Here is a 21,419-nt window from a genome sequence, read left to right as displayed (position 1 = left end):
CACCCTCTGCCCGTTCCGGCCGCCGCTCAGCGGGCGAACATGCGTGCGTTGGCCGCCTCGACGTCGGCGTACTGCTGCCCGGCCGCGGCCAGCGCCCGCTGGATGTCCTCCAGGGACTGGCGCACCCGCTCCTGGGTGCCGCGCCACTCCGACACCACGCCCTGGAACCCGCTGGCGGCCTGGCCCTTCCAGCTGGACTGCAGGTCCAGCAGGTTCCGCATCATCCTGTCCACCTCCGCGGTGATCGCCCCGACCGACGCCTGCACCGCGCCGCTGGCCTGGCTGACACGTGCGCTGTCGACCTCGAACCGGCTCATGACGTGCTCCTCCGCTCGCAGATCCCGCGGGGCCACCCCGCGGGGGGTGCGGGCGGGGGACGCCTGCACCGCGTGCGACCGTAGGTCGGCCCGCTCGTCCCCGGCCCCGCCGTCCACAGCGCGGTGGCCGGGACCCGCCCTCTGCACCCTGTGGACACCTGGATGAGCCTCCTGATCGACCCGCCCGGCTGGCCCGCCCACGGCAAGCGGTGGTCCCACCTGGCCAGCGACACCTCGCTCGCGGAGCTGCACGAGGCCGCCGCCCTGCTGGGCATCCCCCGGCGCGCCTTCGAGGGCGACCACTACGACGTGCCCGCCGAGCTGTACGAGCGCGCCCTGCGGGCCGGTGCCGAGCCGGTCCCCACCCGCGTCCTCCTGGCCCGCCTGCGCGCGTGCGGCCTGCGGCGCCCCAAGCGGCGCGGGGAGAAGGTCCTGGGGACGGAGGGCGCGGGGGAGCGGCGGGTGGACGTCGTGCTGGCGGGCTCGCTGCCCGCCCCGCACGGCCGCCACCGGGTGGTCCTGCTGTCCCCGGACGGGCGGGCCGTGCGGACGGTGCCGCGCCCGGACGGGGCCGACCTGCCCCTGTGGCCGGGGGCCGAGCCGCCGCCCGGAGCCCAGGTGCTCGGGTTCCGCCGCACCTGGTCCACCGACGGGAGCCGCCGGCAGGTGCGGCACGACGGGGTCCTGCGCCTGCCGGCGGCCGGGGGCACCGGGGCGGGGACGCCCGGTGCGGAGCTGCCGGGGGAGCGCTGGAGCGCGCTCGGCGCGCTGCCTCCCCGCTGGTGGCGGCCCCTGCTCGCGGCGGCGCGTCCTGCGGTTCAGTCCTGCGGGCGGGCCTGCAGCGTCGCCTCGACGTCCTGCTCGCGGCCGTCGCGCACCACCGTCAGCGTCACCTTCGACCCGACGGCCCGCTCGCGGATCGTGGCGATGAGGGACTCCCCGCCGGTGATCCCGTCCCCGTCCACGGCGGTGATGACGTCCTGCGCGCGCAGCCCCGCCTCCGCCGCCGGGGTGCCGGCGGTGACCTCGGCGACCAGGGCGCCGGAGCGGCCCGCGCCGTCCACCGTCACGGTGGCGTCCTGCTGGGCGAGGCTCACGCCGAGCCAGGCGTGGGTGGCGTCCTGCCTGCTCACGAGCTGGTCGCCGATGAGCTTGGCCTGGTTGGAGGGGATGGCGAAGCCGAGGCCGATGCTGCCGGCCTGCCCGCCGCTGCCGCTGCCGAGGGAGGCGATGGAGGAGTTGATGCCGATCACCCGGCCGCTGGAGTCCAGCAGCGCGCCCCCGGAGTTGCCGGGGTTGATGGCGGCGTCGGTCTGGATGGCGTTGGTGACCGCGGTCTCCCCGCCCTGACCGCCGAACGGGTCCGCGGAGCCCTCCTGCCGCGTCGTCACCGGCCGGTCCACGGCGCTGACGATGCCGGTGGTCGCGGTCTGCGCCAGGCCCAGGGGGTTGCCGAGCGCCATGACCGCCTGCCCGGGCACCACGGCGTCGGAGTCCGCGAAGGCCGCCGGCTTCAGCCCCTCGGGCGGGTTCTCCATCTTGATGATCGCCAGGTCCGTCGCCGGGTCGAGGCCCACGATGCTCGCGGCGAACTGCCGGCCGTCGTCGAGGGTGACGGAGATCTCGGCGCCGTCACCGGCGCCGGCCACGACGTGGTTGTTCGTGATGATGTGGCCCTCGTCGTCCCAGACGACGCCCGAGCCCACCCCGGAACCGCCGGCGGCGCGCACCGAGACCGCGACGACGCTGGGGGCGACTGCGGAGACGACCTTCTGCCAGTCCGGCGTGCCGGTGGCGGCGGCACCCGGCTGCACCGGTGCGGCCGAGGGGGCACCGCTGCGCCCGGCGTTCAGCTCGGCGCTCGTGCCGTCGGTGCCGCCGACGAGGGCGGCCGTGAGGGCGCTGGCGGCCAGCGCGCTGCCGACGAGCCCGGCGCCGAGGGCCAGCCAGCCCGGCCGGCGGCGCTCGCGCCGGGGTGCGGTGTGCTCCTGCCCGGGCTGCGTCATCACCGCGTACGGGTCGCCGTACGCGTAGCCGCCCTGCGGGTAGCCGTTCTGCGCGGTGCCGTCCTGGCCGTAGGCCCCGCTGCCGCTGCCGTAGCCGCCGCTGCCGTAGCCGCCGGTGCCGTAGCCCTGGGCGCCCTGGCCGTAGGGGTCCTGCGCGCCGCCGTGGCCGGCGGGGTCCTGGCCGTAGCCCTGGCCCTGCTGGCCGTATCCCTGGCCGTAGCCCTGGCGGTCGTAGCCCTGGTCGTGGCCGGTGGGCGTGGGGCTGCCCCAGGCGCTGCTGCCGGACGGGGGGCGAGCCGGGTCGCGGTCGGTGGGGCTGGTCATCTCGGTCACCTCTGCAGACGTGGCGCTGTGGTTGCTACCCCTATGTACGGACACCGACCTGAGGTGCAGCCCCGCGGCGCCTGGATGTTTCCTGTGAGTGCTCCGCACCCGTGCCGGGCGGGGACCCGGGACGGGACGGCACGGTCAGGGGAGCGCCCCGGCCGCATCCCCAGTCTCACCCGGACCCGGCGCGGGCGCCTCGCGGAACCGCAGCCGGAACGTCGCACCGCCGCCCGGGGTCGGTGCCACGGCAACCGTGCCCGCGTGCCCCTCCACGATGGTCGCCACGATCGCCAGACCGAGGCCGGAGCCGCCGCCCCCGCCGCGGCGGCGGGAGGCGTCCACCCGGTAGAACCGCTCGAACACGCGCTCGGCGTCCTGCGGTGCCAGGCCCGGGCCGTGGTCGCGGACCTCCACGACGGCCTCCGGCCCGCTGGGGCCGGGCACCGCTCCCACCGCCACCTCCACGGGCGTCCCCGCGGGGGTGTGGTGCAGCGCGTTGGCGACGAGGTTCGTCAGCACCTGCCGCAGGCCCGAGTCGTCCCCCAGCACCACGGTGGGGCGCACCGAGCCGCCCTCGGGCAGGGCGACCAGCCGCACCTGCCGCTCCGGTGCCAGCACCCGCGCGTCGTGCACCGCGTCCGAGGCCAGCACCGTCAGGTCCACCCGGTCGTGGTGCTCCGCCCGCCGCCGCTGCGCCTCGTCCAGCCTGGCCAGCACCAGCAGGTCCTCCACGAGCCTGCCGAGGCGGGTGGACTCCGCCTCGATCCGCTCCATGGCCCGCGCCACATCCTCCCGCTCCGGCAGGGCGCCCATGCGGTGCAGCTCGGCGAAACCGCGGATCGCGGCCAGCGGCGTGCGCAGCTCGTGGCTGGCGTCGGCGACGAACCTGCGCATCTGCTCCTCGGAGCGCTGCCGCGCCCGGAACGCCTGCTCGATGTGGGCGAGCATCGCGTTCAGCGCGTTCGCCAGCCGCCCGACCTCGGTTCCCGGGGCGGCGGGCGGCACCCGCCGGGCGAGGTCCCCGGCGGCGATGCTGGACGCGGTGCGCTCCATCTCCGTCAGCGGCCGGAACGAGCGGCGGATCGCCAGCGCCCCGAGCGTGGTGCCCAGGGCCAGCACGAGCGCCCCGACGAGGAGCTGGATCGAGCGGAAGGCGTCCGTCGTCCGCTCCACCTCCCCCAGGGGCAGCGCGACGGCCGCGGTGAGCCGCCCGTCGGCGGAGGAGTACGCCGCCACCCGCCACGCCCCGCCGCCCTGCGCGGAGCCGACGGTGAAGGGGCGCCCGCCCGCGGTGGCGACGAGGTCCGCGGTGATCGTCGGCAGGTCCGGCCGCGACGGCGCGCTGCCGGGCTGCTGCTGCTGGTACCGGTCGACCACCTGGCCGCTCGCGGTGCTGAGCAGGACGTAGAAGTCGCTGGGCAGCAGCTGGCCGCGGGCGGGGTTGGCCTCCGCGGACGCGGCGGTGTCCACGATCGCGGGGCCGGACTGCACGAGGCGCTCGTCGACGCGCTGCTCCAGGGCCCCGCGCAGCAGTTCCTGCGAGGCCAGGCCCGTCGCGGTCATCGCCGCCAGCAGCAGCGCCACGACGAGGGCCAGCAGGCGCACCCGCAGCGGCAGTTCCGAGGCCCTGCGCCGCACCGTGCCCGGCACCTCCCGCAGGGCGGCGGGGAGCCGCATCAGGACGGCGGCAGGCGCAGGACGTAGCCGACGCCGCGCCTGGTGTGGATGAGGGGGTCCAGGCCCTCGGTGTCCAGCTTGCGCCGCAGGTAGGAGATGTAGGACTCCACGATCTGCGCCTCGCCGTTGAAGTCGTAGTCCCACACGTGGTCCAGGATCTGCGCCTTGGACAGCACCCGGTTCGGGTTCGTCATCAGGTAGCGCAGCAGCTTGAACTCGGTGGGGGACAGCTCCACCACGCGCCCGGCGCGGCGCACCTCGTGGGAGTCCTCGTCCAGCTCCAGGTCGTGGAACCGCAGCCGCCCGGCCTCCGCGCCGCCCGCGCCGGTGCGCCGCAGCACCGCGCGGATGCGGGCAACGACCTCCTCCAGGCTGAACGGCTTGGTGACGTAGTCGTCGCCGCCGACGGTGAGGCCGGTGACTTTGTCCGCGGTGTCGTCGCGGGCGGTGAGGAACAGCACGGGCACGTCCGTGCCGCGCTGGCGGAGCCTGCGCGTCACCGCGAAACCGTCCATGTCGGGCAGCATCACGTCGAGCACCACGAGGTCCGGGCGGGACTGCTCCGCCAGGCGCAGCGCCTCGGCGCCGTCGGCCGCGGCGGCCACCTCGAACCCGGCGAAGCGCAGGCTCGTCGCCAGGAGCTCGCGGATGCTGGGCTCGTCGTCCACGACGAGGAGCCGCGCCTCGGGGGGCCGGGTGGTGCTGCGCACGCCCCCAGTGTGCTCCGGGAGGCTGGGAGGACGCTGGACGTGGCCCGTGCCGTCCCGGGGAACCCGGGTCAGCCGCGGCGGAGGGCGGGTTCCACGTGGTCGCGCCAGGAGTGCTGCGGCTCGTACCCGAGCAGCTCCCGGGCGCGGTCGATGCACAGCAGCGTCTGGTTGCCGGGGACGTCCTGGAGGACCTCCACGTCGCCGAACTCCTCCCGCAGCGCGTCCAGGGAGGGCTTGTCCAGCACCGTGTCCGCGGCGGCGACCACGAAGGCCTGCGCCCCGTCCAGGGCCGCCTCCAGCCCGAGCCGGCAGGCGGTCGCCGCGTCGCGGGAGTCGACGTACCCCCACAGGTTCCAGCGCCGCCGCGCGGGCTCGCGCCACACCTCCGGCAGCGTCGCGTACTCCGCCGGGGTCAGGACGTTGGAGAAGCGCAGCGCGACGAACGGGATGCCGCTCCAGCGGGAGACCTGCTCCGCGACGATCTCGCTGGCCACCTTGGACAGGGCGTAGGCGGACTCCGGGCGCGGGTAGTGGTCCTCGTCGACGGGCACGTAGTCCGGCGCGGTGTCGAACGGCAGGCCCAGCGTCGTCTCGCTGGAGGCCCACACCACCCGCTCCAGGCCGGCGCGCGCCGCGGCGGCGAAGACGTTATAGTTCATCGTGGTGTTCGCGGAGAACGTCACGGAGTCCGGCAGCAGCCCGGGGGCCGGGACGTTCGCCAGGTGCACGACGGCGTCGACGCCGTCCACGACCTGCACCGCCTGCCCGAAGTCCGTCAGGTCCGCCCGCAGGAAGGGCGCGCCGAGGTCGTCGGCGGGCGGGCGCTCGTCGGTGGCGTGGACGCGGTAGCCGTGGGCGAGGAGGTCCGCCACCACCGCCCGCCCCACGCGCCCGGCGGCGCCGGTGACGCAGACGGTGCGGACGGGCCCGGGCAGCGCGTCGCCCGTCGCGGGGCGCGGCACGGCCGCGTGGGCGTGCTCGACTTCTCCGGAGCTCATGCGCGCAGGCTAGGGGCGCCCGGCGGGACCCGCCAGGGGCGCTGCGGCAGACTGCCGGGCGTGCTGCGCGACGTGAGGGCCACCCGCTACGTCGCCCCCCTGCGGGAGGGCGGCAGCCTGCCCGGCCTGTGCGAGGCCGACGACGACGGCACGTACGTCGTGAAGTTCACCGGCGCGGGGCAGGGCCGCCGGGTGCTGGTCGCCGAGGTCGTCGCGGCCGGGGTGGCCGCGGCCCTGGGCCTCCAGGTGCCGGAGCTGGTCGTGGTGGAGGTGGACCCGGTGCTGGGGCGCAGCGAGCCGGACGAGGAGGTCCAGGACCTGCTGCTGCGCTCGCCGGGGCCGAACCTGGGCACGGACTTCCTCCCCGGGTCGCTCTCGTTCGACCCGGCGGTGGACCCGGTGGACCCGCAGTGGGCGGCGCGGGTGCTGTGGTTCGACGCGCTGGTGCTCAACGTGGACCGCACCTGGCGCAACCCGAACGCGCTGTGGTGGGGCGGGCGGCCCTGGCTCATCGACCACGGCGCCGCGCTGTACTTCCACCACGACTGGCCGCGGGCGGCGGGGAGCGTGCAGCGCCCCCTGCGCCACGCCGCCGAGCACCTGCTGCTGCGGGCCGCGGCGCCGGTGCGCGCGGTGGACGCGGCGTCGGCGGCGCTGCTGCCCGCGGAGGTGGTGGAGGCGGTGCTGGCGCAGGTGCCCGAGGTGTGGCTGGTGGACGAGCCGGGTTTCGCGGGGGTGGCGGAGCTGCGCGCGGCGTACGCGGACTGGTTCGCGCGGCGCCTGGCGGGGGAGCGGCCGTGGGTCGCGGAGCTGGCCGCGGCGCAGGAGGAGGCGCGTCGTGGCTGAGGCGGGTGCCCTCTACGAGTACGCCGTGCTGCGGGTCGTGCCGCGCGTGGAGCGGGAGGAGTTCCTCAACGTCGGCGTCCTGCTGTGGTGCCGCTCGGCGGAGTTCCTCGGCGCGCGCACGGGTGTGGACACCGCGCGCCTGCTGGCCGTGGCCCCGGAGGCCGACGTGGACGCGGTGCGCCGCCACGTCGGGGCGCTGGAGGGCGTGTGCGCGGGGCGGGACGGCGCGGGCCCGGCGGGCGGGGAGCCGCCGGGGCAGCGGTTCCGGTGGCTGACGGCGCCGCGCAGCACGCTGCTGCAGACCTCCGCGGTGCACTGCGGGCTGACGCGGGACCCGGCGGGGGAGCTGTCGCGGCTGTTCGCCCTGCTCGTGGGGGTGCGGGCGTGAGGCGGTGGGTGAGCACCGCGGCGTTCGCGGTGGCGGTGCTGGTGAGCCTCGTCGTGCTGTTCGCCCCGCGGGCCGGCGGCGCCGGTTCCGTGCCGCACCTGGACAAGGTCGTCCACGCCGCGGTGTTCGGGCTGCTGACGGGCACGGGGGTGTGGCGGTTCGGCCGCCGGGAGGCCGTGCTGGCCGGGGGCGTGGTGTACGCGGTGCTCAGCGAGGTGGTGCAGCACACGCTGCTGCCGGAGCGCTCGGGGGACGTCGCCGACGTGGTGGCGGACGTGGTGGGGGCGGTGCTGGGTGTGGTGGTGGCGGCGCGGGTGGTGGCGGGCCGGGCGGGACACCGTGGACGTGCGTAGCACCGGAGGGTGACTCCGCTGGGCGCGTGGTCACCCGGTGAAGGAGAACTCCGCCGTCTCGGGACCGAGGGAGTACATCTGCAGTTGCCAGCGCGATCCACCGGGCACGCCGGTCATGAGCGTGTCCCAGGTGTCCGGGTACGACAGGTACACCCACTCGCCGCACGAGGTGAGCTCGGACCCGTCGGCTGACTCCAGACAGGCGCGTGCGTACGTCCTGTACCGGGCGGAGGTCAGCTTGAGGTGGATGGCGTCACAGGCCCCGTCGGTGAAGTTCGGTCCCCCGGCGTTCACCTGCTGGTCGCTGCCCAGTTCGAGCCGGCCGGGGATGGCGGTGTCGTAGCAGGCGTCGGGTCGGGCCACCTCCTGCGCAGGCTCCGCTTCCACCTCCGGTTCCGGTTGAGGAGCTCCCTGCTCAGGGGGCACGGCATCCTGCTCCGGCAGCACGGTCTCCTGCTCCGCAGCGGCCTCCTCCTGGACCGCGACCTCCGGCTCGGCGGGTCGCGCGTTCTCCTCGAGGGCTGCGGCCGCCGGGGGAGCCGCTCCCGCAGGCTCGGGCACCGTCCCCCCTCGTACGGACGAGGAGGGGGCGGCCGGGTGCTTCGACACGGACCCGCTAGACGCGGTGGCCCCGCCCCTGGGAGCTGCCGCCCTCCCCGGTGTGCTCGGCGCGGGTCCGGGCTCCGCCTCCACAGGCGACGGAACCCCGGTCGTGTCCTGCGGGGTGTCCGTCGGGGTCGGGTCCGCAGCCGCTGAGGTGGAGGTCAGCCCTCCGGCCGGCGGCTTCGAGAAGGGAGGCCATCCCTGGGAGTTCGCCACCCCGGCGCCGCTGACGAGCAGGACGGCGACCGTGGACGCGGTGAGCAGGAGCGCCCGGCCGCGGCGCGGGACGCCTCCGGTGGTGAGCTCTTCGGCCTGGACCGCCGACCGGCGGTCAGGCCGGTACCTCGTCTCGGGTTCGTGCCCCGCGGCAGCGGGTGCGCCGGGGTGTCCGGCGAGGTGGTCCACCGCCCGCGTCTGCGGCCAGCCGAGCTCGCGCTGGACGAGGCGGAGCCCCGACGCGAGGTCGGCCATGCCCTGGGGGCGCTGGTCAGGATCGCGGGCGAGTCCCCGCCTGATGAGGTCGGTGAGCACGGTGGGCACGTGCGGCAGGTCGAGGTCGTCCGCGGCGGTCCCGGTGTCCACCCGCTTCAGATAGGCCCCCAGCGCCTCTCCGGGCAGCAGTGCGTGCGGTGCGCGCCCACCGAGGGACCGGACCAGGGACGCGCACGCTGAGAAGACCTCGCTCTGTGCGGTGTAACGCCCCTCCAGGAGGACTTCCGGCGCGGCGTACTCGTCGGTGAGGGAGGCGGTGGTCGCGGAGTGCCGGCCGTCGCGCAGGCGGGCGGCGGTCTGGAAGTCCGCGAGCACCGGCAGGCCGTCCTCGGACAGGAGGATGTTGCCGGGTTTGACGTCCCGGTGCAGCACTCCTGCCGAGCCGGTGAAGGCCAGGGTGTCGGCGACGTGCACGAACAGTTCCACGGCTGCGGACGGCTCGAGCGCTGCTGCGCCCGCCAGCGCATCGCCCAGGGAGCCTCGCACGAAAAAGGGAGTGGCGATCCACGGCCGCCTCCCGCTGGTGACACCCTTCGCGACCACCTGGACGACGAGGGGGTGCGGCGACAGGCCGGTGACCGCGTCGGTGCCGGCCGTGAACAGCTGCTCGGCCTCGGACTGCGAGTCGATGCGCAGGATCTTGACGACGACCGCTTCCCCGGTCCGGGCGGCGTCCGCACGGAGCACGTCGCTCGTCGCGGTGCTCGTCAGGAAGGACCAGTTCACGAACCCGGCGGGCACGTCCCACCCAGGCTTACCGTCCACGGCGCACTCCTGCTCTCGAGCGGAGCTCCCAGGCTAGGGGGTGGACGGGCGGTGGTGGGCGAGTTCACCGATGTGACGGGTTCCGTCCCCCGTGAGGCCGGTGATCGCGGGTCGGGTCTCCTGGTGACCACGCGTTCGATCACCGATCGTGCGCGCCGCCGAGGACCCTGCGCACGGGTGCGAGCGGAAACGGCAGAAACTCGTGACAGCGCGTACACGGCTGCCCTAGCGTTCCGTGTGCGCACCGGTCGGCGGTGGGCGGGGGTGCCCGGCGGTGCGATGCCGGAGCGCGGCGAGGGGGCGATCATGGCGAACGTCAACGTCACGTACCAGGAGATGGAAGACGCTGCCGGCCGGCTCACCGCCGGCCAGCAGGACATCGAGGGCAAGCTCACCGAGCTGAAGAGGCTCGTGGACGGCCTCGTCAGCGGCGGGTACGTCACCGACACGTCGAGCAAGTCGTTCCAGGCGTCCTACGACGAGTTCACCCGGGGTGCCACGGAGACCATCCGGGGCCTGGAGGGCATGAGCCAGTACCTCAAGACGGCCGCACAGACGTTCCGCGAGACCGACGCCACGCTGGCGAGTCGGCTCGGCAGGTAGCGGCAGAACCCGCTCGGAGGCCGCCGGCGCGGTGCACGCGCCCCGGCCCGGGTGGGCCGACACGTCGGGGGGAAGAATGGCGGACCGTCTCACCGTCGACCTCCACGGCCTCGACGGCCTCGCGCAGCGACTGCGCCGGGTCAAGGAGGACCTGGACGCGGCGCGCAACAACCTCTCCGGACAGGGTGAGGTTCTCGGTCATCCCCGGGTGACCGCGGCCCTGGACGAGTTCGAGGAGCACTGGCGCGACGGGCGCAAGAAGGTTTCCGAGAACGCCGAGGCCCTCGCGACCATGGTCACGGAAGCCGTCCGGGCGTACCGGTCGGCGGACGAGCAGCTCGGCGCCGCCGTCGGCGGGGTGGGTCAGCAGTTGCAGCAGGACCGGTGCGCCGCGACCGCGGTTCCCGCCTCCGCCACGCCGGCGCAGCGGTGAGCGCGGGCCCTGCGCTCGAGGGCGCCGCCGGCTTCGCGCTCAGCGTCCCGCGCGAGTGGTACGAGCTGGAGCTGCGACCGCACCTGCGGGACGCCTCCATCCGCGCTGTGCTCGAGCAGCAGACGCGGGAGGTCCCCGACCTGCGCGAGCACCGCTCGGCCATCGCGAGTTTCCTCCGGCAGCAGGCCCGCCGTGCGTGGGACGCGGGGGCCGTCTACTCGGCGAGCATGGTCGAACCGACCGAGGACGGCCCCGTCACCGCGAACGTCACCGTGTCGTTCGTCCAGGGGCCGCTGGCCGCGGACAGCGCGGACGAGGACCGCCTCAGCGCGATCCTCGACCCGCTGGAGGAGAAGCAGGCCCGCTCGGAAGACGACACGTGGACGCGCGTGACTGTCGTCGACCTGCCCAAGGTCGGGCAGGCGGCGCGGACCTACGGCGTCGAGGACGTCGAGCTGCCCGAGCAGGCCGGCTGGGTGCGGGTGGTCTCGATGCTGACGATGGTTCCGGTCCCCGGGGTGAACCGCGTGGCCCTGGTGACCTGCACCAGCCCCGTGCTCGCCCTGGCCGAGCCGTTCCTCGACCTGTTCGACGCGGTGAGCGGCAGTTTCGAACTGCTCGACGACGAGGCGGCGGCCTCCGTGGACGAGGAGGACGACGGTGGCACGCCCGACTGACTGGTGGGTGCTGGCCCTGCCCGGGGACCCGGTGCCCGGTGAGCCCTGGCAGGTGCGCCGGCTGAGCACCTCCGCGCGCGGGACCGGCGAGAACGCGGCCACCGCGGAGCGGGAGGTCCGCTCGCTCGCGGGGGACCAGGCGGTGCTGACGTGGGTGGGTGCGGCTGCTGACGCGTTCCGGCCCGCGATCGGTGACCTGCCCGACAAGCTCGGCAAGGTCGCGGCGTCCTACGAGAAGGCAGCGGACGCGCTGCGCTACTGGGCCGACACCCTGGAGATGACGCAGGGCGAGGCGGACCGCGCTCTCGCGCGGGGGCGGGAGGCCCGCGAGACGATCGCGGCGCTCTCGGGGCAGCTGTCCACCGCGCAGATGGCCGACGCCGCGGCGAGCGGGAACGCCAGGATCCTGGCGGGGCCACCCGCGCCCGGAGTCTGTCCGCCAGACCCGGCACAGGTGCAGGCGGCCGTGCGCAACGCGCAGCACGCCGCTGCCCGCGTCAGCTCCCTCAACGACCGGATCGGCCAGGTCCAGGACGAGCTGTCCCTCGCGCGCCGGCTCGCCCTGCAGGCGCAGGAAATCCGGGAGGACGCGGCGAACAGGACCGCGACGCAGCTCCAGGAGGCCTCCGAGGCCGGCATCAAGCCGGACTCCTTCTGGCACGACCTCAAGGAGGTCGGCAAGAAGGTGTGGAGGGTGACCGTCACCGTCGCGAAGGTCGTCGCGGTGGTGGTCGGCGTCGTCGCGCTGTTCATCGGCGGGCCGGTCGTGTGGGGGATCCTGGCCGTCGCCGGGGCGGCGCTGCTGGTGGACAGCATCATCCGGTGGCGCAAGGGCGAGGGCAGCATCTGGGACGTCGGGCTGGAGATGCTCGCATTCGTCCCGGGAGGCAGGGTGCTCGGGAGTGCTGGTCGCATCTTTAAGAGCCTTGGACGTGGTGTGCGTGCAGTTGGCCTATGGGCGGGCAAGGCTGCGCGGGCGGTCGGTGGCAAGTTGCGCCAAGCAGCCACCGCGCTCCGTGATCGCGTCAACGAGGCAGTCAAGTTTGTGCGACGTCGTTTTCGTCGTGCGGACAGAGACGCGACCCCTTCCGCCGAGCGATCTGCCCCAACGGTGCAGCAACTCCCGCCGACTACTGCGGCGAGTGTGAACGAGAAGTTGGATCGGTACCTGCTTAACCCGGATCATCCTTTAGGCAAGGAGAAGGCGGCCTGGTTCCGCCAGGCGCTCGGGTTCACCAGGGAGAATGTAGAGGCCCTGGCAGTCCAGGTTCGCTTCGACGCCTCCAATGCAGTGCCCACAGAACTGACTGCACACGGCCAGAAGTACACTCAAGTCATCGCCATCCATGGCGCGAACGGTCGCGTAATAGACGTCACATTCGCTTGGATCCGCAATAACGATGACGTGGTGCGGCTAATCACGGCGATCCCGGCCAAGAAGTAGAGGAAGCATGCTGCAAGAATATGACATCGTCGAGTTGGTGCATTCTCATGACTCGGGGCTCGCGGCCGGCACGAGAGGCGTAGTTCTCATGGTCTACCTCGATGAGCCGCGTGGTTATGAGGTGGAATTTGTCGATTCAAGCGGGCAGACAGTGGCCTTGTTGACTGTTATCGAAACGGATGTGCGACCAATTCGGGGCTGACCTGAAAATTCTCGTACTCGAAATATTCAGTGACTTTCCTGGTCGGGGTGGATCGCCAAGCTGCCGTCTCGCTGACTGCGCTGCGGCCCGGTGAAGCTTGATTTTGATGGTTACCTTGTCGGGGCGGTGACGATCGACGCTTGACCGTCACCTAGATGCAAAAGCGCACGTCCTGGCTGTACCGGCCCACCCACTGCGTCGCGCGATAGCCGAACCCCGATCAGGTCCCCGTCGCCCAGCCCCTGCGGCGACAGCAGCGCCCCCTGACGTGCCCGCTTGGCCTCGACCTGCCACCCCGAGAAGCCGCTGCACATCTCGTCCGCGCTGCCGCCGAGGACGACGGCGCGGTCGGGGCCGGTCGCGCCCTTGACGAGGTCACGCAGCAGGTCGGCGGCGTCGCAGTTCTTCAGGAGTTCCGCGTCGTCCATGACGAGGGCGAACGGCTTTCCGCCCGCCATCGTCAGCAGGTCCTCCAGCACCTGGGTGTTCAGGTCCGCGGTGGTGAGAACGTCCAGAACGCCCTCGACACCTGCTAGATCCCGCAGCGGGGACGGGCGGGGCGCTACCACGACCACCAGGGCGCCCCCGCGCAGGAAGGACCTCGTCATCGACAGCAGCAGGGTGCTGCGCCCGGACCTGGCCGGCCCCGCCACCACGAACGCCGGAGCGGAGCGGGACAGGTCGGGGCCCAGAGCGCGCAGGTCGTCTCCGCCGACGCCGACGAGGCCGAACAACGGGCCCGTCTCGCCGTCTCGCTGCGCCCACGCCTCCTCGAACGTCACCGTGCTGGGCAGGACGTCCACCCGGAACGGGCGCTGCGAGCGCGGTACGCCCGCGTCGCGGGCCGTGGCGTCCTGCGCGATGGCGGCGATCGCCGTGGCCTGGCCTGCGCCGGTGGCGTCCGGAGCCAGCAGCGCGATCTGCGTCTCGACCCCGGACTCGGCCCGGTAGGCACGTCCCGGGGGGACGTCCTCGGGCAGTTTCCTGGCGTTCAGGCCGAGCACCGAGTAGTCGCCCCGGTCGGCCATCCTGAAGGCCAGCTTGTCGTCGGTGAGGGTCGCCACGCGCCCGGACAGCAGGCTGCGGTCACCGGTGATGACGACGTGGACGCCCACCGAGGCGCCCTCGCGCAGAAGTGCGAGGACGACGTCGAGCAGCTGCCCGTTGTCCAGCTCGCCCAGCGTGGGCAGGAAACCCTCCCAGCGGTCCAGCAGGACCACCAGGTGCGGCAGACGGGACTCCGCCGACGAGGCCCGGCGCTGCTCCGTGATGTCGGCGAAGCCACCCGTGGACAGCACCTCCTGGCGGCGTTCCGCCTCGGCCTTCAGGCGGGTGAGCAACCTCGTGGCCCGCTCACCCTGGGTCCGCTGCACGACGGCCCCGACGTGTGGCAGGTTCACCAGGGGCAGCAGGGCCCCGTTACCGCAGTCGATGCCGTACAGGTGCACGTCCGCCGTGGAGTGCGACCGGGCGATCGACGCGGCGAGCGTCCGCAGCAGCTGGGACCGGCCGCTGCGGGGTGCCCCGATCGCGAACAGGTGCCCGTCGCGGGCCGGGTCGAACACGACGGCGCGCTGCACCTGCTCGGCAGGCAGGTCCTCCACGCCGTAGGGGACGGGAGCGAGGTCCCCGGCCGCTTCTCCCGCCGCGGGGAGTTCCGCCACGGTGAGGAGTTTCGGCAGCGCGGGCAGCCACGGGCTGGGCTGTCGGGGCACGCGAGCCACCCGCGCCGCCTCCTGTACCGCCGAGACGAGCACCGACAGGTCCGTCACCTCCACGTCGTCGCGTGCCGTCACCGGCGGCGGCTCGGGTGCTGCGTAGCCGAGGCCGTTCCAGTCCAGCGGCGCGACGAACGGCGGGCGCACGGAGGTCGCCACCGCCCCCGGGCGCCGCCCGCCGACGCGTCCCGCCTGGAACGCCACCAGCGAGGAGTGCCCGAGCCGTGCGTACGCGCGGCCCGGGGTGGAGCGGGGGATGCGGGCGGCGTCCACAGCGGAGATGACGTCGGAGCTCTCGGAGTCGTCCGTGACGCGCAGCGCGATGCACAGGTTGGTGTTCGCTCTGATCGCGGCCGACACCACCCCGCTCGGGCGCTGGGTGGCCAGCAGCAGGTGGATGCCGAGGGAACGCCCGCGCTCGGCGATGCTCACCAGCCCCGCCACGAAGTCGGGCAGCTCCCGCGCCAGCGAGGCGAACTCGTCGATGACCAGCAGCAGCCGGGGCAGGGCGGGCAGCGGGTTGCGGGCGCGGAGGTCGACGTAGTCCTTCAAATCCTTTGCGCCGGCGCCCGCCAGGAGGTGCTCCCGCCGCTGCAGTTCGGCCTTCAGCGAGGTGAGCGCGCGCTCCACGAGCGTCGTGTCCAGGTCCGTGACCATGCCCACCGTGTGGGGGAGGTGGACGCAGTCCTTGAACGCGCTGCCACCCTTGTAGTCCACCAGGACGAACGTCATGGCGTCCGGCCGGTTGGCCACCGCCAGGGATGCGACGATCGTCTGCAGCAGCTCCGACTTCCCCGAGCCGGTGGTGCCCGCGACGAGACCGTGCGGACCGTGGGCGTTGTCGCCAAGGTCCAGCGCGAACGGTCCCCTGTCGTCCACGCCGATCACCGCCCGGGTGGACCGGCCGGACAGGGCCCAGCGCGCGGCCACCGCCTCACCGGTCGGCTCCTCCAGCCCGAGGACCTCGAGCAGCCGGGCCGAGGTGGGCAGGCGGCTCTCGCGCTCCTCGCCGCTCACGTCGCGCAGGGGGGACAGCGCCCGTGCCAGGCGCTCGGCCCACGCCGCCGACACCTGGTCCGCCACCACACCCTTGACCGCATCGCCGCCCGACCGTGCGACGCGCACGAGCGCCGGCTCCTCCGGGTCGAAGGCGACCACGGCCTGGCACTCGCCCGGGAGCAGCCGCTCGTGCTCGTCCAGGCACACGGCCACCACCCCGACCCGTGGGCCGTCGCGCAGCACCTGCGCCATGCCCGGAACGGTCCGCAGCGTCCGCGCCCCGTCGAGCACGACGACGACGGCACCGAAGGCGGACGCGTCCAGCGGCGTGCTGCCGGCCTCGGCGAGCCGGTGCTTGACCAGGGCCAGCAGCTCGGCCACCCGCGCGGCGACCGTCTCCTTGTCGTTGCCCACCCGCGCCACCGGGCCCTGGGGGTCGCCGGGCCGGGCGTGCGGCAGCCACCGCAACCACGACCAGTCGGCAGCGGTGCCGCGTTCCGTCAGCACGACGACGGTGACGTCGACGGGGGAGTGACGGACGGCGAGCTGGCCGACGATCCACCGGCCGCTGGCCCGGACCACCTGCGGAGGCCCCGCGACGCCCATGACCCCCACCTCGCGCAGGGGCACCGTCACCGGCACGTCCTCCACGAGCACCTCGGGCACGTCCTCGCCGCGCCCGCCTCCCGCGCGGGTGACCTGCACCCGCGCACGCAGGTCCGCGCTGCCCACGCGCACCACGAGCGCGTCCTCGTCGTGCAGCCGGCGCTCCCACAGGCGCCGGTCGGGGAGCTCTGCCGTCAGGGCGGTGCGCGCCGGGTCCGGGTGCTCGGCCCGGCGGGCAGCCCGCTCCTCGAGGCGCGCCTCCTCCAGCCGTGCGCGCTGCTCCCGCAGCTCCCGCTCGTACTCCTCGTGCTGCCTGCGGTGCGACACCCGCCCCGCGCGCCGGTCGGACACGGTGCTGGCCACCGCGATGAGCGGGCTCATCGTCGCGAACAGCAGGTACATCGGGTTGCTCAGGACCACGGCCATGACGACACCCATGACCGCCGGGGCGATGATCGTGATCAGGGGGAAGGCGCGCCGGTGCTCGGCGCCCGGTTCGGAGGGCAGCTGCACCGCGACGTCGCGCGTCGCCGGCAGGAGGCGTGGAGGGCGGTTGAAGGCGACGGTGCCGTCGCCCGCCGGTTCGAGCGCCGCATCGGCGCGCCGGGCCGGCGCCAGCGCCAGCAACGTGTCCCCGGTCTGCACGATCTGGTCCGGTCGCAGCTCGACGGATCCGCGCAGCCGCTCGCCGTCGAGCAGGGTGCCGTTGCGAGAACCGGTGTCCTCCACCGACACCTCGTCGCCCGCCACGCGCACGCGCAGGTGCCGCCGCGAGACGGAGGGGTCGTCGACGCGCAGGTCACCACCACGGCCGAGGATCCAGTCCCCGTCACGCAGGTCGAACACCGTTCCGCTGCAGGGGCCACCCACGACGAGGAGCCACCACCGGCGGCCACGCAGGGGTCCTCCGGCGCGCGTGGGGGCGAGACTCACGGCCGCGCCGTCGCGCAGCGGGCTGTCCGCGAGCCGGCACGTCCCGTCCACCAGTCGTCCCGCGACCCAGAGGTGGCCCGGGCCCGCGTCACCTGTCCCGGAGAGCGCGTGCCGCAGCGCGCTGACCGGGGTGTCCGGATCGGCGTCGACCACGACGTCCTCGGCGTGGTCCGCCGGGTGCTGCACGGAGAGGGAGAGACGCACGGTCAGCGCCCCGGCGCCGCTGCCGCGTCGGACCCGTCGGACGACCGCGTGCTCCACACGTCCACCACCCCGCTTCCTCCGTCGCCAAGGGCACGCTAGGGGGTGGGGAGCGCTGGTGGGTATCACTCCGGCGAAGAACGGACCAGTTTCGCCACATCCCTCCGCGTCTCACCGCGGCAGCGTGCCGAGTTCTCTGGGATCGGCCCGACGATCACCCATCCGGCGTAGCGTGGAAGCCGCTGTGCGTCGGAGCGCAGCGGATGGATGACGCTCAGCAATTCGCGGCGGTCGCACGGGGGTGCACGTGTCCAACGAGCTGGGGGACTACCGTCTCCTCGAGCAGATCGGTTACGGCGCGTCGGGCCGGGTGTGGCGCGCCCAGCACGTCACGTCGGGGGACGTCATCGCCCTGAAGGTCCTCCGCAGCGAGCTCGCCGACGACCCCGACGCGCGGGCGAGGTTCCTGCGCGAGGGGGACGTCCTGGCGAACCGCGTGCTGCCCGGGGTGGTCCGGGTGCACGGGACGGTCGTCGACGCCGAGCGTGTGGCACTGGTGATGGACCTGGTCGACGGCTCGGACCTGCGGCAGCTGCTCGTCGCCCTGGGGCCGCTGCCGCCGGGTCGCGCGTGCGCGCTGCTGGGTCAGGTCGCCACCGCCCTCGCCGCGGCCCACGCCGCCGGCCTGGCCCACCGCGACGTCAAGCCGGAGAACGTGCTGGTGGTCGACCAGCAGGGTGGTCCGGGTACCGCCCTGCTCACCGACTTCGGACTGGCCGGGGTGCTGGGCGAAACCTCCACCGGGCGGACCCGCTCCCAGCTGATGGGTACCCCGCACTACGTGGCGCCCGAAGTCCTGCGCGGGCACAGGGCACAGGCACCCGCGGACGTCTACGCCGTGGGGGTGGTGCTGTTCGAGGTGTTGCTCGGCTGGCGGCCCTTCCGCGCAGCCCACCCCGCCGCGCTCATGCAGCAGCACCTCGAGGAACGCCCCCAGCGTCCGGACGACCTCCCCGACGACGTCTGGGACGTCGTCGAACGGTGCCTCGACAAGGACCCGGACCGGCGCCCCACCGCCGAGGTGCTCGCAGATCAGCTGGTGGCCGTGGCGGCCGTCCTCGCGGACGCACCGGCGCTACCGCGCACCGATCCGCCGACGGAGCAGCAGCTCACCGAGCTGCGATCCCGTCCCGGTCGGGAGCCTGCCGAACCATCCCACGAGGAGGGCGACGAGGGGGGTCCTCGGCGCCGCCGGTGGCTGTGGCCGGCAGCGGCGGCTGCTGCCGTCGCCATCGCCGCCGCTGCCGCGACCACCGCCACCCTCACCGGAGGTGGATCGGCCGCGGTGGCGCGGCCCTCTGCCTCCGCGACGGCGAGTCCCACGTCCCCCGCTGCAGCTCCTGAGACCACGCCATCGGAGCCCACGACTGCGCCACCGTCGGTGCCCCTGCCCTCCGTACCTCCCGCGCCACCGGCCGCAGGGCCCGGCGCCGAACAGCCACAGGCACCCACGATCGCTCCCGGTCCCGAAGGTGATCAGAACGAACCCCGCGCGCGGGAACCGAGGGTGGCTCCTGCCCCGGAGCCGCCTGCTCCGGAGCCGCCTGCTCCGAGGGCGCCTGCCCCGGAGCCGCCCGCCCCGCCCCCCGCCAAGCCACAGTGCCCGGGTGAGGGGTGCGAAGGCGCCAGTCCGTTCGGAGCTGCGAAGTGCACGTCAGACCACGAGAGCGTCGCCCCCATCGTGGACGTGCAGTCGAGCCGAGGTGACCTGCTCGCCAAGCTGCAGCTGGTCAGGTCGCCCCGCTGCGGCACCGTGTGGGCGAAGATCTCGACCGAGGGAGGAACGGAGCGCCGCATGTCCGTGCAGTTGCGCGACGCCGACGGGAGGGCCCTCTACGCCAAGGACGAGAAGGACGACTTCGTCTACACCGGCATGGCCCTGGCGCGGCCGGGTGCCTGCTACACGGCATGGGTGGCGGTGTACACCGATGCCCAGGACTTCGCGTGGAAGAAGGAGACGGACAGCTTCTGCTCGTAGGCCATGAGGTCGCGAACGACTGCGGCAGGTGGGGCCACGACCCGAACCCCTGGCACCGGCGGCGCCCCCGCCCCGCCGGTGCCCGCACCACGGGCGGCGCACCGCCGGGGAATCCCCCGGCGGTGCGCCCGCAGGGTCAGACCTTCCAGGCCTGCGCGACGGACGGGCGCGGGCGCCCGGTGCTGTCGTAGGGGAAGCGGGAGGCCGGCGCGTCGATGGTGGCGCCGTCGGTCTCCCCGGGGTGCTGCACGGCGACGAGCACGGTGCGGCCGTCCTCGGAGATGACGGGGCCGCAGGTCTCCGCGCCGACGGGCACGGAGAGGAACTGCCGCACCTTCCCGCGCTCGGGCCCGTCGACGGTGACCTCGTAGAGGCCGTCGTTGTATCCGATCGCGTTGCCGTCGGTGGCGACCCAGAGGTTGCCGGCGGAGTCGAACGCGACGTTGTCGGGGCAGGAGATCGGGGAGACCTTGCTCTTGTCGAACCCGCCGAAGTAGGTGCTCTGGTCGGCGGGGTCGCCGCAGACGAGGACGAGGTTCCAGGAGAAGGTCCTCGCCGCCGCGTCGTCACCGGCCTCGGTGATCTCCACGACGTGCCCGTCCTTGTTCTTCGGGCGCGGGTTCGCCTCGTCGGTGCCGGGCTTGCCCTCGGTGGCGCGCTGGGTGTTGTTGGTGCAGGCCAGGTACACGCGGCCGTTGACGGGGTTGCGCTCGACGTCCTCGGGGCGGTCCATCTTGGTGGCGCCCACCGTGTCGGCGGCGAGGCGGGTGTGCACGAGGACCTGCTCGACCGTGAAGCCCCGCACCTTCGAGCGCCCGCCCTCGACGAGCGGGATCCACCGGCCGGTGCCGTCGTAGCGGCCGTCGGCGGTGCCGTCGCCGGTGAACTGCGCGACGTAGAGGTCGCCGTCCTCCAGCAGCGTCATGTTGTGCCTGCGGGCGGCGGGGGAGCTGCCGGGGCGGAACTTCTCGGAGGAGATGAACTTGTACAGGTAGTCGAAGCGCTCGTCGTCGCCGGAGTAGGCCACGGCGCGGCCGTCGGCGGCGATGGAGATGGTGGCGCCCTCGTGCTTGAAGCGGCCGAGCGCGGTGTGCTTGCGCGGGGTGGAGGTGGGGTCGGACGGGTCGATCTCGACGACCCAGCCGAAGCGGTTGGGCTCGTTCGGCTCCTGCGCGACGTCGAAGCGCGGGTCGACCCTCTCCCAGCCGCGGCCGCCGCTGGTGATGCCGTAGCGCGCCAGGGCCTTGTCGGTGGAGCCGGGGACGGCCTTGAAGTACTGGTTGAAGTTCTCCTCGCCGGACAGGACGGTGCCCCACGGGGTGGTGCCGCCGGCGCAGTTGTTCAGGGTGCCGAGGACCTTGCGGCCGGTGGGGTCGGCCTTGGTGCGCAGCAGCGCCGAGCCGGCGGCGGGGCCGGTGACGGTGAACTCGGTGGTGGCGGTGACGCGGCGGTTGAACGCCGAGCCGCGCAGGTAGGCCCAGGGGGCGCCCCGGTCGTGGCGGCGCAGCTCGACGACGGACATGCCGTGGGCGGCCATGGAGATGCGCAGCTGCTCCTCGGTGGCGGCGCCGGCGCCGGTCCAGCCGCGGAACATGAACTCCTCGTTGGTGTACTCGTGGTTGCACACCAGGAGGGCGCGGTTCTGCCCCTGCAGCGGGACGATCGTCGTGTAGTCGTTGTTGTAGCCGAACTGCGCGGCCTGCGCGGCGGCGCTCTGCTCCTCGAAGTCGAAGTCCGGGGCCTCGGCGAGGATCGGGTCGCCCCAGGAGATGAGCGGCGCCCACGTCCAGCCGGCGGGGACCTCGAAGGAGTCGACGGTGCGGGGCACGGGCGCGATGGCCTCGAACTGCACGGCCTTGCGCGGCGCGTAGGGGTCGGCGAGCGGGTGGTGCCCGGCCGCGGCGGCGCTGTCGGCGTCGGCGACGGCGGCACCGGCGACGCCGAGGGCGAACAGGCCGCCGAGGACGCCGCGGCGGGAGACGACGGAGCGCACCACGTCGCCGAAGTAGGCGTTGTCGGTGGTGTTGGGGACGGGCTGGGCGCAGGCGTCACCGCACCGGTAGTGGCACGTCATCCGGCTGCG

17 protein-coding genes and 1 pseudogene are annotated in these 21,419 nt (G+C 74.0%); 10 read left to right on the top strand and 8 right to left on the bottom strand.

Translation table 11 applies throughout. From position 1 onward, the window contains the following. Positions 1-26: 26 nt before the first annotated feature. Positions 27-317: a WXG100 family type VII secretion target gene (locus ACYQBY_RS21545; protein ID WP_459645954.1), complete on the bottom strand. Its 291-nt coding sequence runs from the start codon at positions 315-317 to the stop codon at positions 27-29. Between the two features lie 162 nt (positions 318-479). Between ACYQBY_RS21545 and ACYQBY_RS21540 the strand changes: the two are divergent. Further along, positions 480-698: pseudogene (locus ACYQBY_RS21540) on the top strand (DUF4031 domain-containing protein); the annotation flags it as partial. Positions 699-1,135: 437 nt separating this feature from the next. Here the strand turns inward: ACYQBY_RS21540 and ACYQBY_RS21535 are convergent. The 4 genes from ACYQBY_RS21535 to ACYQBY_RS21520 form a co-directional block, all read right to left on the bottom strand. Further along, complete coding sequence (locus ACYQBY_RS21535) at positions 1,136-2,647, bottom strand: S1C family serine protease (protein WP_459645953.1); 1,512 nt, start codon at positions 2,645-2,647, stop codon at positions 1,136-1,138. Between the two features lie 144 nt (positions 2,648-2,791). Next, a complete protein-coding gene (locus ACYQBY_RS21530; protein ID WP_459645952.1) occupies positions 2,792-4,327 on the bottom strand; it encodes a sensor histidine kinase in 1,536 nt (511 codons plus the stop codon). Beyond that, positions 4,327-5,037 carry a response regulator transcription factor gene (locus ACYQBY_RS21525; protein ID WP_459645951.1) on the bottom strand — a complete coding sequence of 237 codons (711 nt, stop codon included), beginning with the start codon at positions 5,035-5,037 and terminating at the stop codon, positions 4,327-4,329. The genes ACYQBY_RS21530 and ACYQBY_RS21525 overlap by 1 nt, the downstream gene beginning before the upstream one ends. A 68-nt stretch (positions 5,038-5,105) precedes the next feature. Beyond that, positions 5,106-6,035: an NAD-dependent epimerase/dehydratase family protein gene (locus ACYQBY_RS21520; protein WP_459645950.1), complete on the bottom strand. Its 930-nt coding sequence runs from the start codon at positions 6,033-6,035 to the stop codon at positions 5,106-5,108. A 60-nt stretch (positions 6,036-6,095) separates the two neighbouring features. Between ACYQBY_RS21520 and ACYQBY_RS21515 the strand changes: the two genes are divergently transcribed. Genes ACYQBY_RS21515 through ACYQBY_RS21505 form a run of 3 tightly spaced genes read left to right on the top strand, consistent with a single transcriptional unit; the run spans position 6,096 to position 7,622 of the window. Further along, the gene (locus ACYQBY_RS21515; RefSeq protein WP_459645949.1) at positions 6,096-6,881 is read left to right on the top strand and encodes a HipA family kinase; all 786 of its coding nucleotides are present in this window, start codon (positions 6,096-6,098) and stop codon (positions 6,879-6,881) included. After that, positions 6,874-7,269, top strand: a complete 396-nt coding sequence (locus ACYQBY_RS21510) for a DUF3037 domain-containing protein (protein WP_459645948.1) — start codon at positions 6,874-6,876, stop codon at positions 7,267-7,269. Before ACYQBY_RS21515 ends, ACYQBY_RS21510 begins: the two co-directional genes overlap by 8 nt. Then, positions 7,266-7,622, top strand: coding sequence for a VanZ family protein (locus ACYQBY_RS21505; protein ID WP_459645947.1), 357 nt, complete (start codon positions 7,266-7,268; stop codon positions 7,620-7,622). The genes ACYQBY_RS21510 and ACYQBY_RS21505 overlap by 4 nt, the downstream gene beginning before the upstream one ends. A gap of 30 nt (positions 7,623-7,652) precedes the next feature. On the opposite strand, the gene ACYQBY_RS21500 is transcribed toward ACYQBY_RS21505, so the two are convergent. Then, positions 7,653-9,482: a serine/threonine protein kinase gene (locus ACYQBY_RS21500; RefSeq protein ID WP_459645946.1), complete on the bottom strand. Its 1,830-nt coding sequence runs from the start codon at positions 9,480-9,482 to the stop codon at positions 7,653-7,655. 264 nt (positions 9,483-9,746) lie between these two features. Here ACYQBY_RS21500 and ACYQBY_RS21495 point away from each other — a divergent pair, with 264 nt between their 5' ends. The 5 genes from ACYQBY_RS21495 to ACYQBY_RS21475 all read left to right on the top strand — a co-directional run bounded on the left by ACYQBY_RS21495 (position 9,747) and on the right by ACYQBY_RS21475 (position 12,841). Continuing rightward, positions 9,747-10,085, top strand: coding sequence for a WXG100 family type VII secretion target (locus tag ACYQBY_RS21495; protein ID WP_459645945.1), 339 nt, complete (start codon positions 9,747-9,749; stop codon positions 10,083-10,085). A 76-nt stretch (positions 10,086-10,161) separates the two neighbouring features. Then, positions 10,162-10,518, top strand: a complete 357-nt coding sequence (locus ACYQBY_RS21490) for a DUF6507 family protein (protein WP_459645944.1) — start codon at positions 10,162-10,164, stop codon at positions 10,516-10,518. Then, positions 10,515-11,195, top strand: coding sequence for a hypothetical protein (locus ACYQBY_RS21485; RefSeq protein WP_459645943.1), 681 nt, complete (start codon positions 10,515-10,517; stop codon positions 11,193-11,195). Before ACYQBY_RS21490 ends, ACYQBY_RS21485 begins: the two co-directional genes overlap by 4 nt. Continuing rightward, positions 11,179-12,639, top strand: coding sequence for a DUF6883 domain-containing protein (locus ACYQBY_RS21480; RefSeq protein ID WP_459645942.1), 1,461 nt, complete (start codon positions 11,179-11,181; stop codon positions 12,637-12,639). Before ACYQBY_RS21485 ends, ACYQBY_RS21480 begins: the two co-directional genes overlap by 17 nt. 7 nt (positions 12,640-12,646) lie before the next feature. After that, the gene (locus ACYQBY_RS21475) at positions 12,647-12,841 is read left to right on the top strand and encodes a DUF4926 domain-containing protein (RefSeq protein ID WP_459645941.1); all 195 of its coding nucleotides are present in this window, start codon (positions 12,647-12,649) and stop codon (positions 12,839-12,841) included. 110 nt (positions 12,842-12,951) lie between these two features. Here ACYQBY_RS21475 and ACYQBY_RS21470 read toward each other — a convergent pair whose 3' ends face one another. After that, entirely contained in the window at positions 12,952-17,301 is a 4,350-nt protein-coding gene (locus ACYQBY_RS21470; protein WP_459645940.1) for an FtsK/SpoIIIE domain-containing protein, read from the bottom strand. Positions 17,302-17,605: 304 nt separating this feature from the next. Between ACYQBY_RS21470 and ACYQBY_RS21465 the strand changes: the two genes are divergently transcribed. Continuing rightward, the gene (locus tag ACYQBY_RS21465; RefSeq protein ID WP_459645939.1) at positions 17,606-19,336 is read left to right on the top strand and encodes a serine/threonine-protein kinase; all 1,731 of its coding nucleotides are present in this window, start codon (positions 17,606-17,608) and stop codon (positions 19,334-19,336) included. Positions 19,337-19,472: 136 nt separating this feature from the next. On the opposite strand, the gene ACYQBY_RS21460 is transcribed toward ACYQBY_RS21465, so the two are convergent. Then, positions 19,473-21,410 carry a PhoX family protein gene (locus ACYQBY_RS21460; RefSeq protein ID WP_459646004.1) on the bottom strand — a complete coding sequence of 646 codons (1,938 nt, stop codon included), beginning with the start codon at positions 21,408-21,410 and terminating at the stop codon, positions 19,473-19,475. Positions 21,411-21,419 lie beyond the last annotated feature (9 nt).

The sequence above is a fragment of the Kineococcus anabasis genome (assembly GCF_054590795.1).
Note: the sequence above shows the minus strand (reverse complement) of the source record. Positions and strands in the feature narration are given on the sequence as shown.

Coding starts and splice junctions, on each gene's coding strand:
- ACYQBY_RS21545 (WP_459645954.1), bottom strand. CDS start 317: ATGAGCCGGTTCGAGGTCGACAGCGCACGTGTCAGCCAGGCCAGCGGC.
- ACYQBY_RS21535 (WP_459645953.1), bottom strand. CDS start 2,647: ATGACCAGCCCCACCGACCGCGACCCGGCTCGCCCCCCGTCCGGCAGC.
- ACYQBY_RS21530 (WP_459645952.1), bottom strand. CDS start 4,327: ATGCGGCTCCCCGCCGCCCTGCGGGAGGTGCCGGGCACGGTGCGGCGC.
- ACYQBY_RS21520 (WP_459645950.1), bottom strand. CDS start 6,035: ATGAGCTCCGGAGAAGTCGAGCACGCCCACGCGGCCGTGCCGCGCCCC.
- ACYQBY_RS21490 (WP_459645944.1), top strand. CDS start 10,162: ATGGCGGACCGTCTCACCGTCGACCTCCACGGCCTCGACGGCCTCGCG.
- ACYQBY_RS21475 (WP_459645941.1), top strand. CDS start 12,647: ATGCTGCAAGAATATGACATCGTCGAGTTGGTGCATTCTCATGACTCG.
- ACYQBY_RS21460 (WP_459646004.1), bottom strand. CDS start 21,410: ATGACGTGCCACTACCGGTGCGGTGACGCCTGCGCCCAGCCCGTCCCC.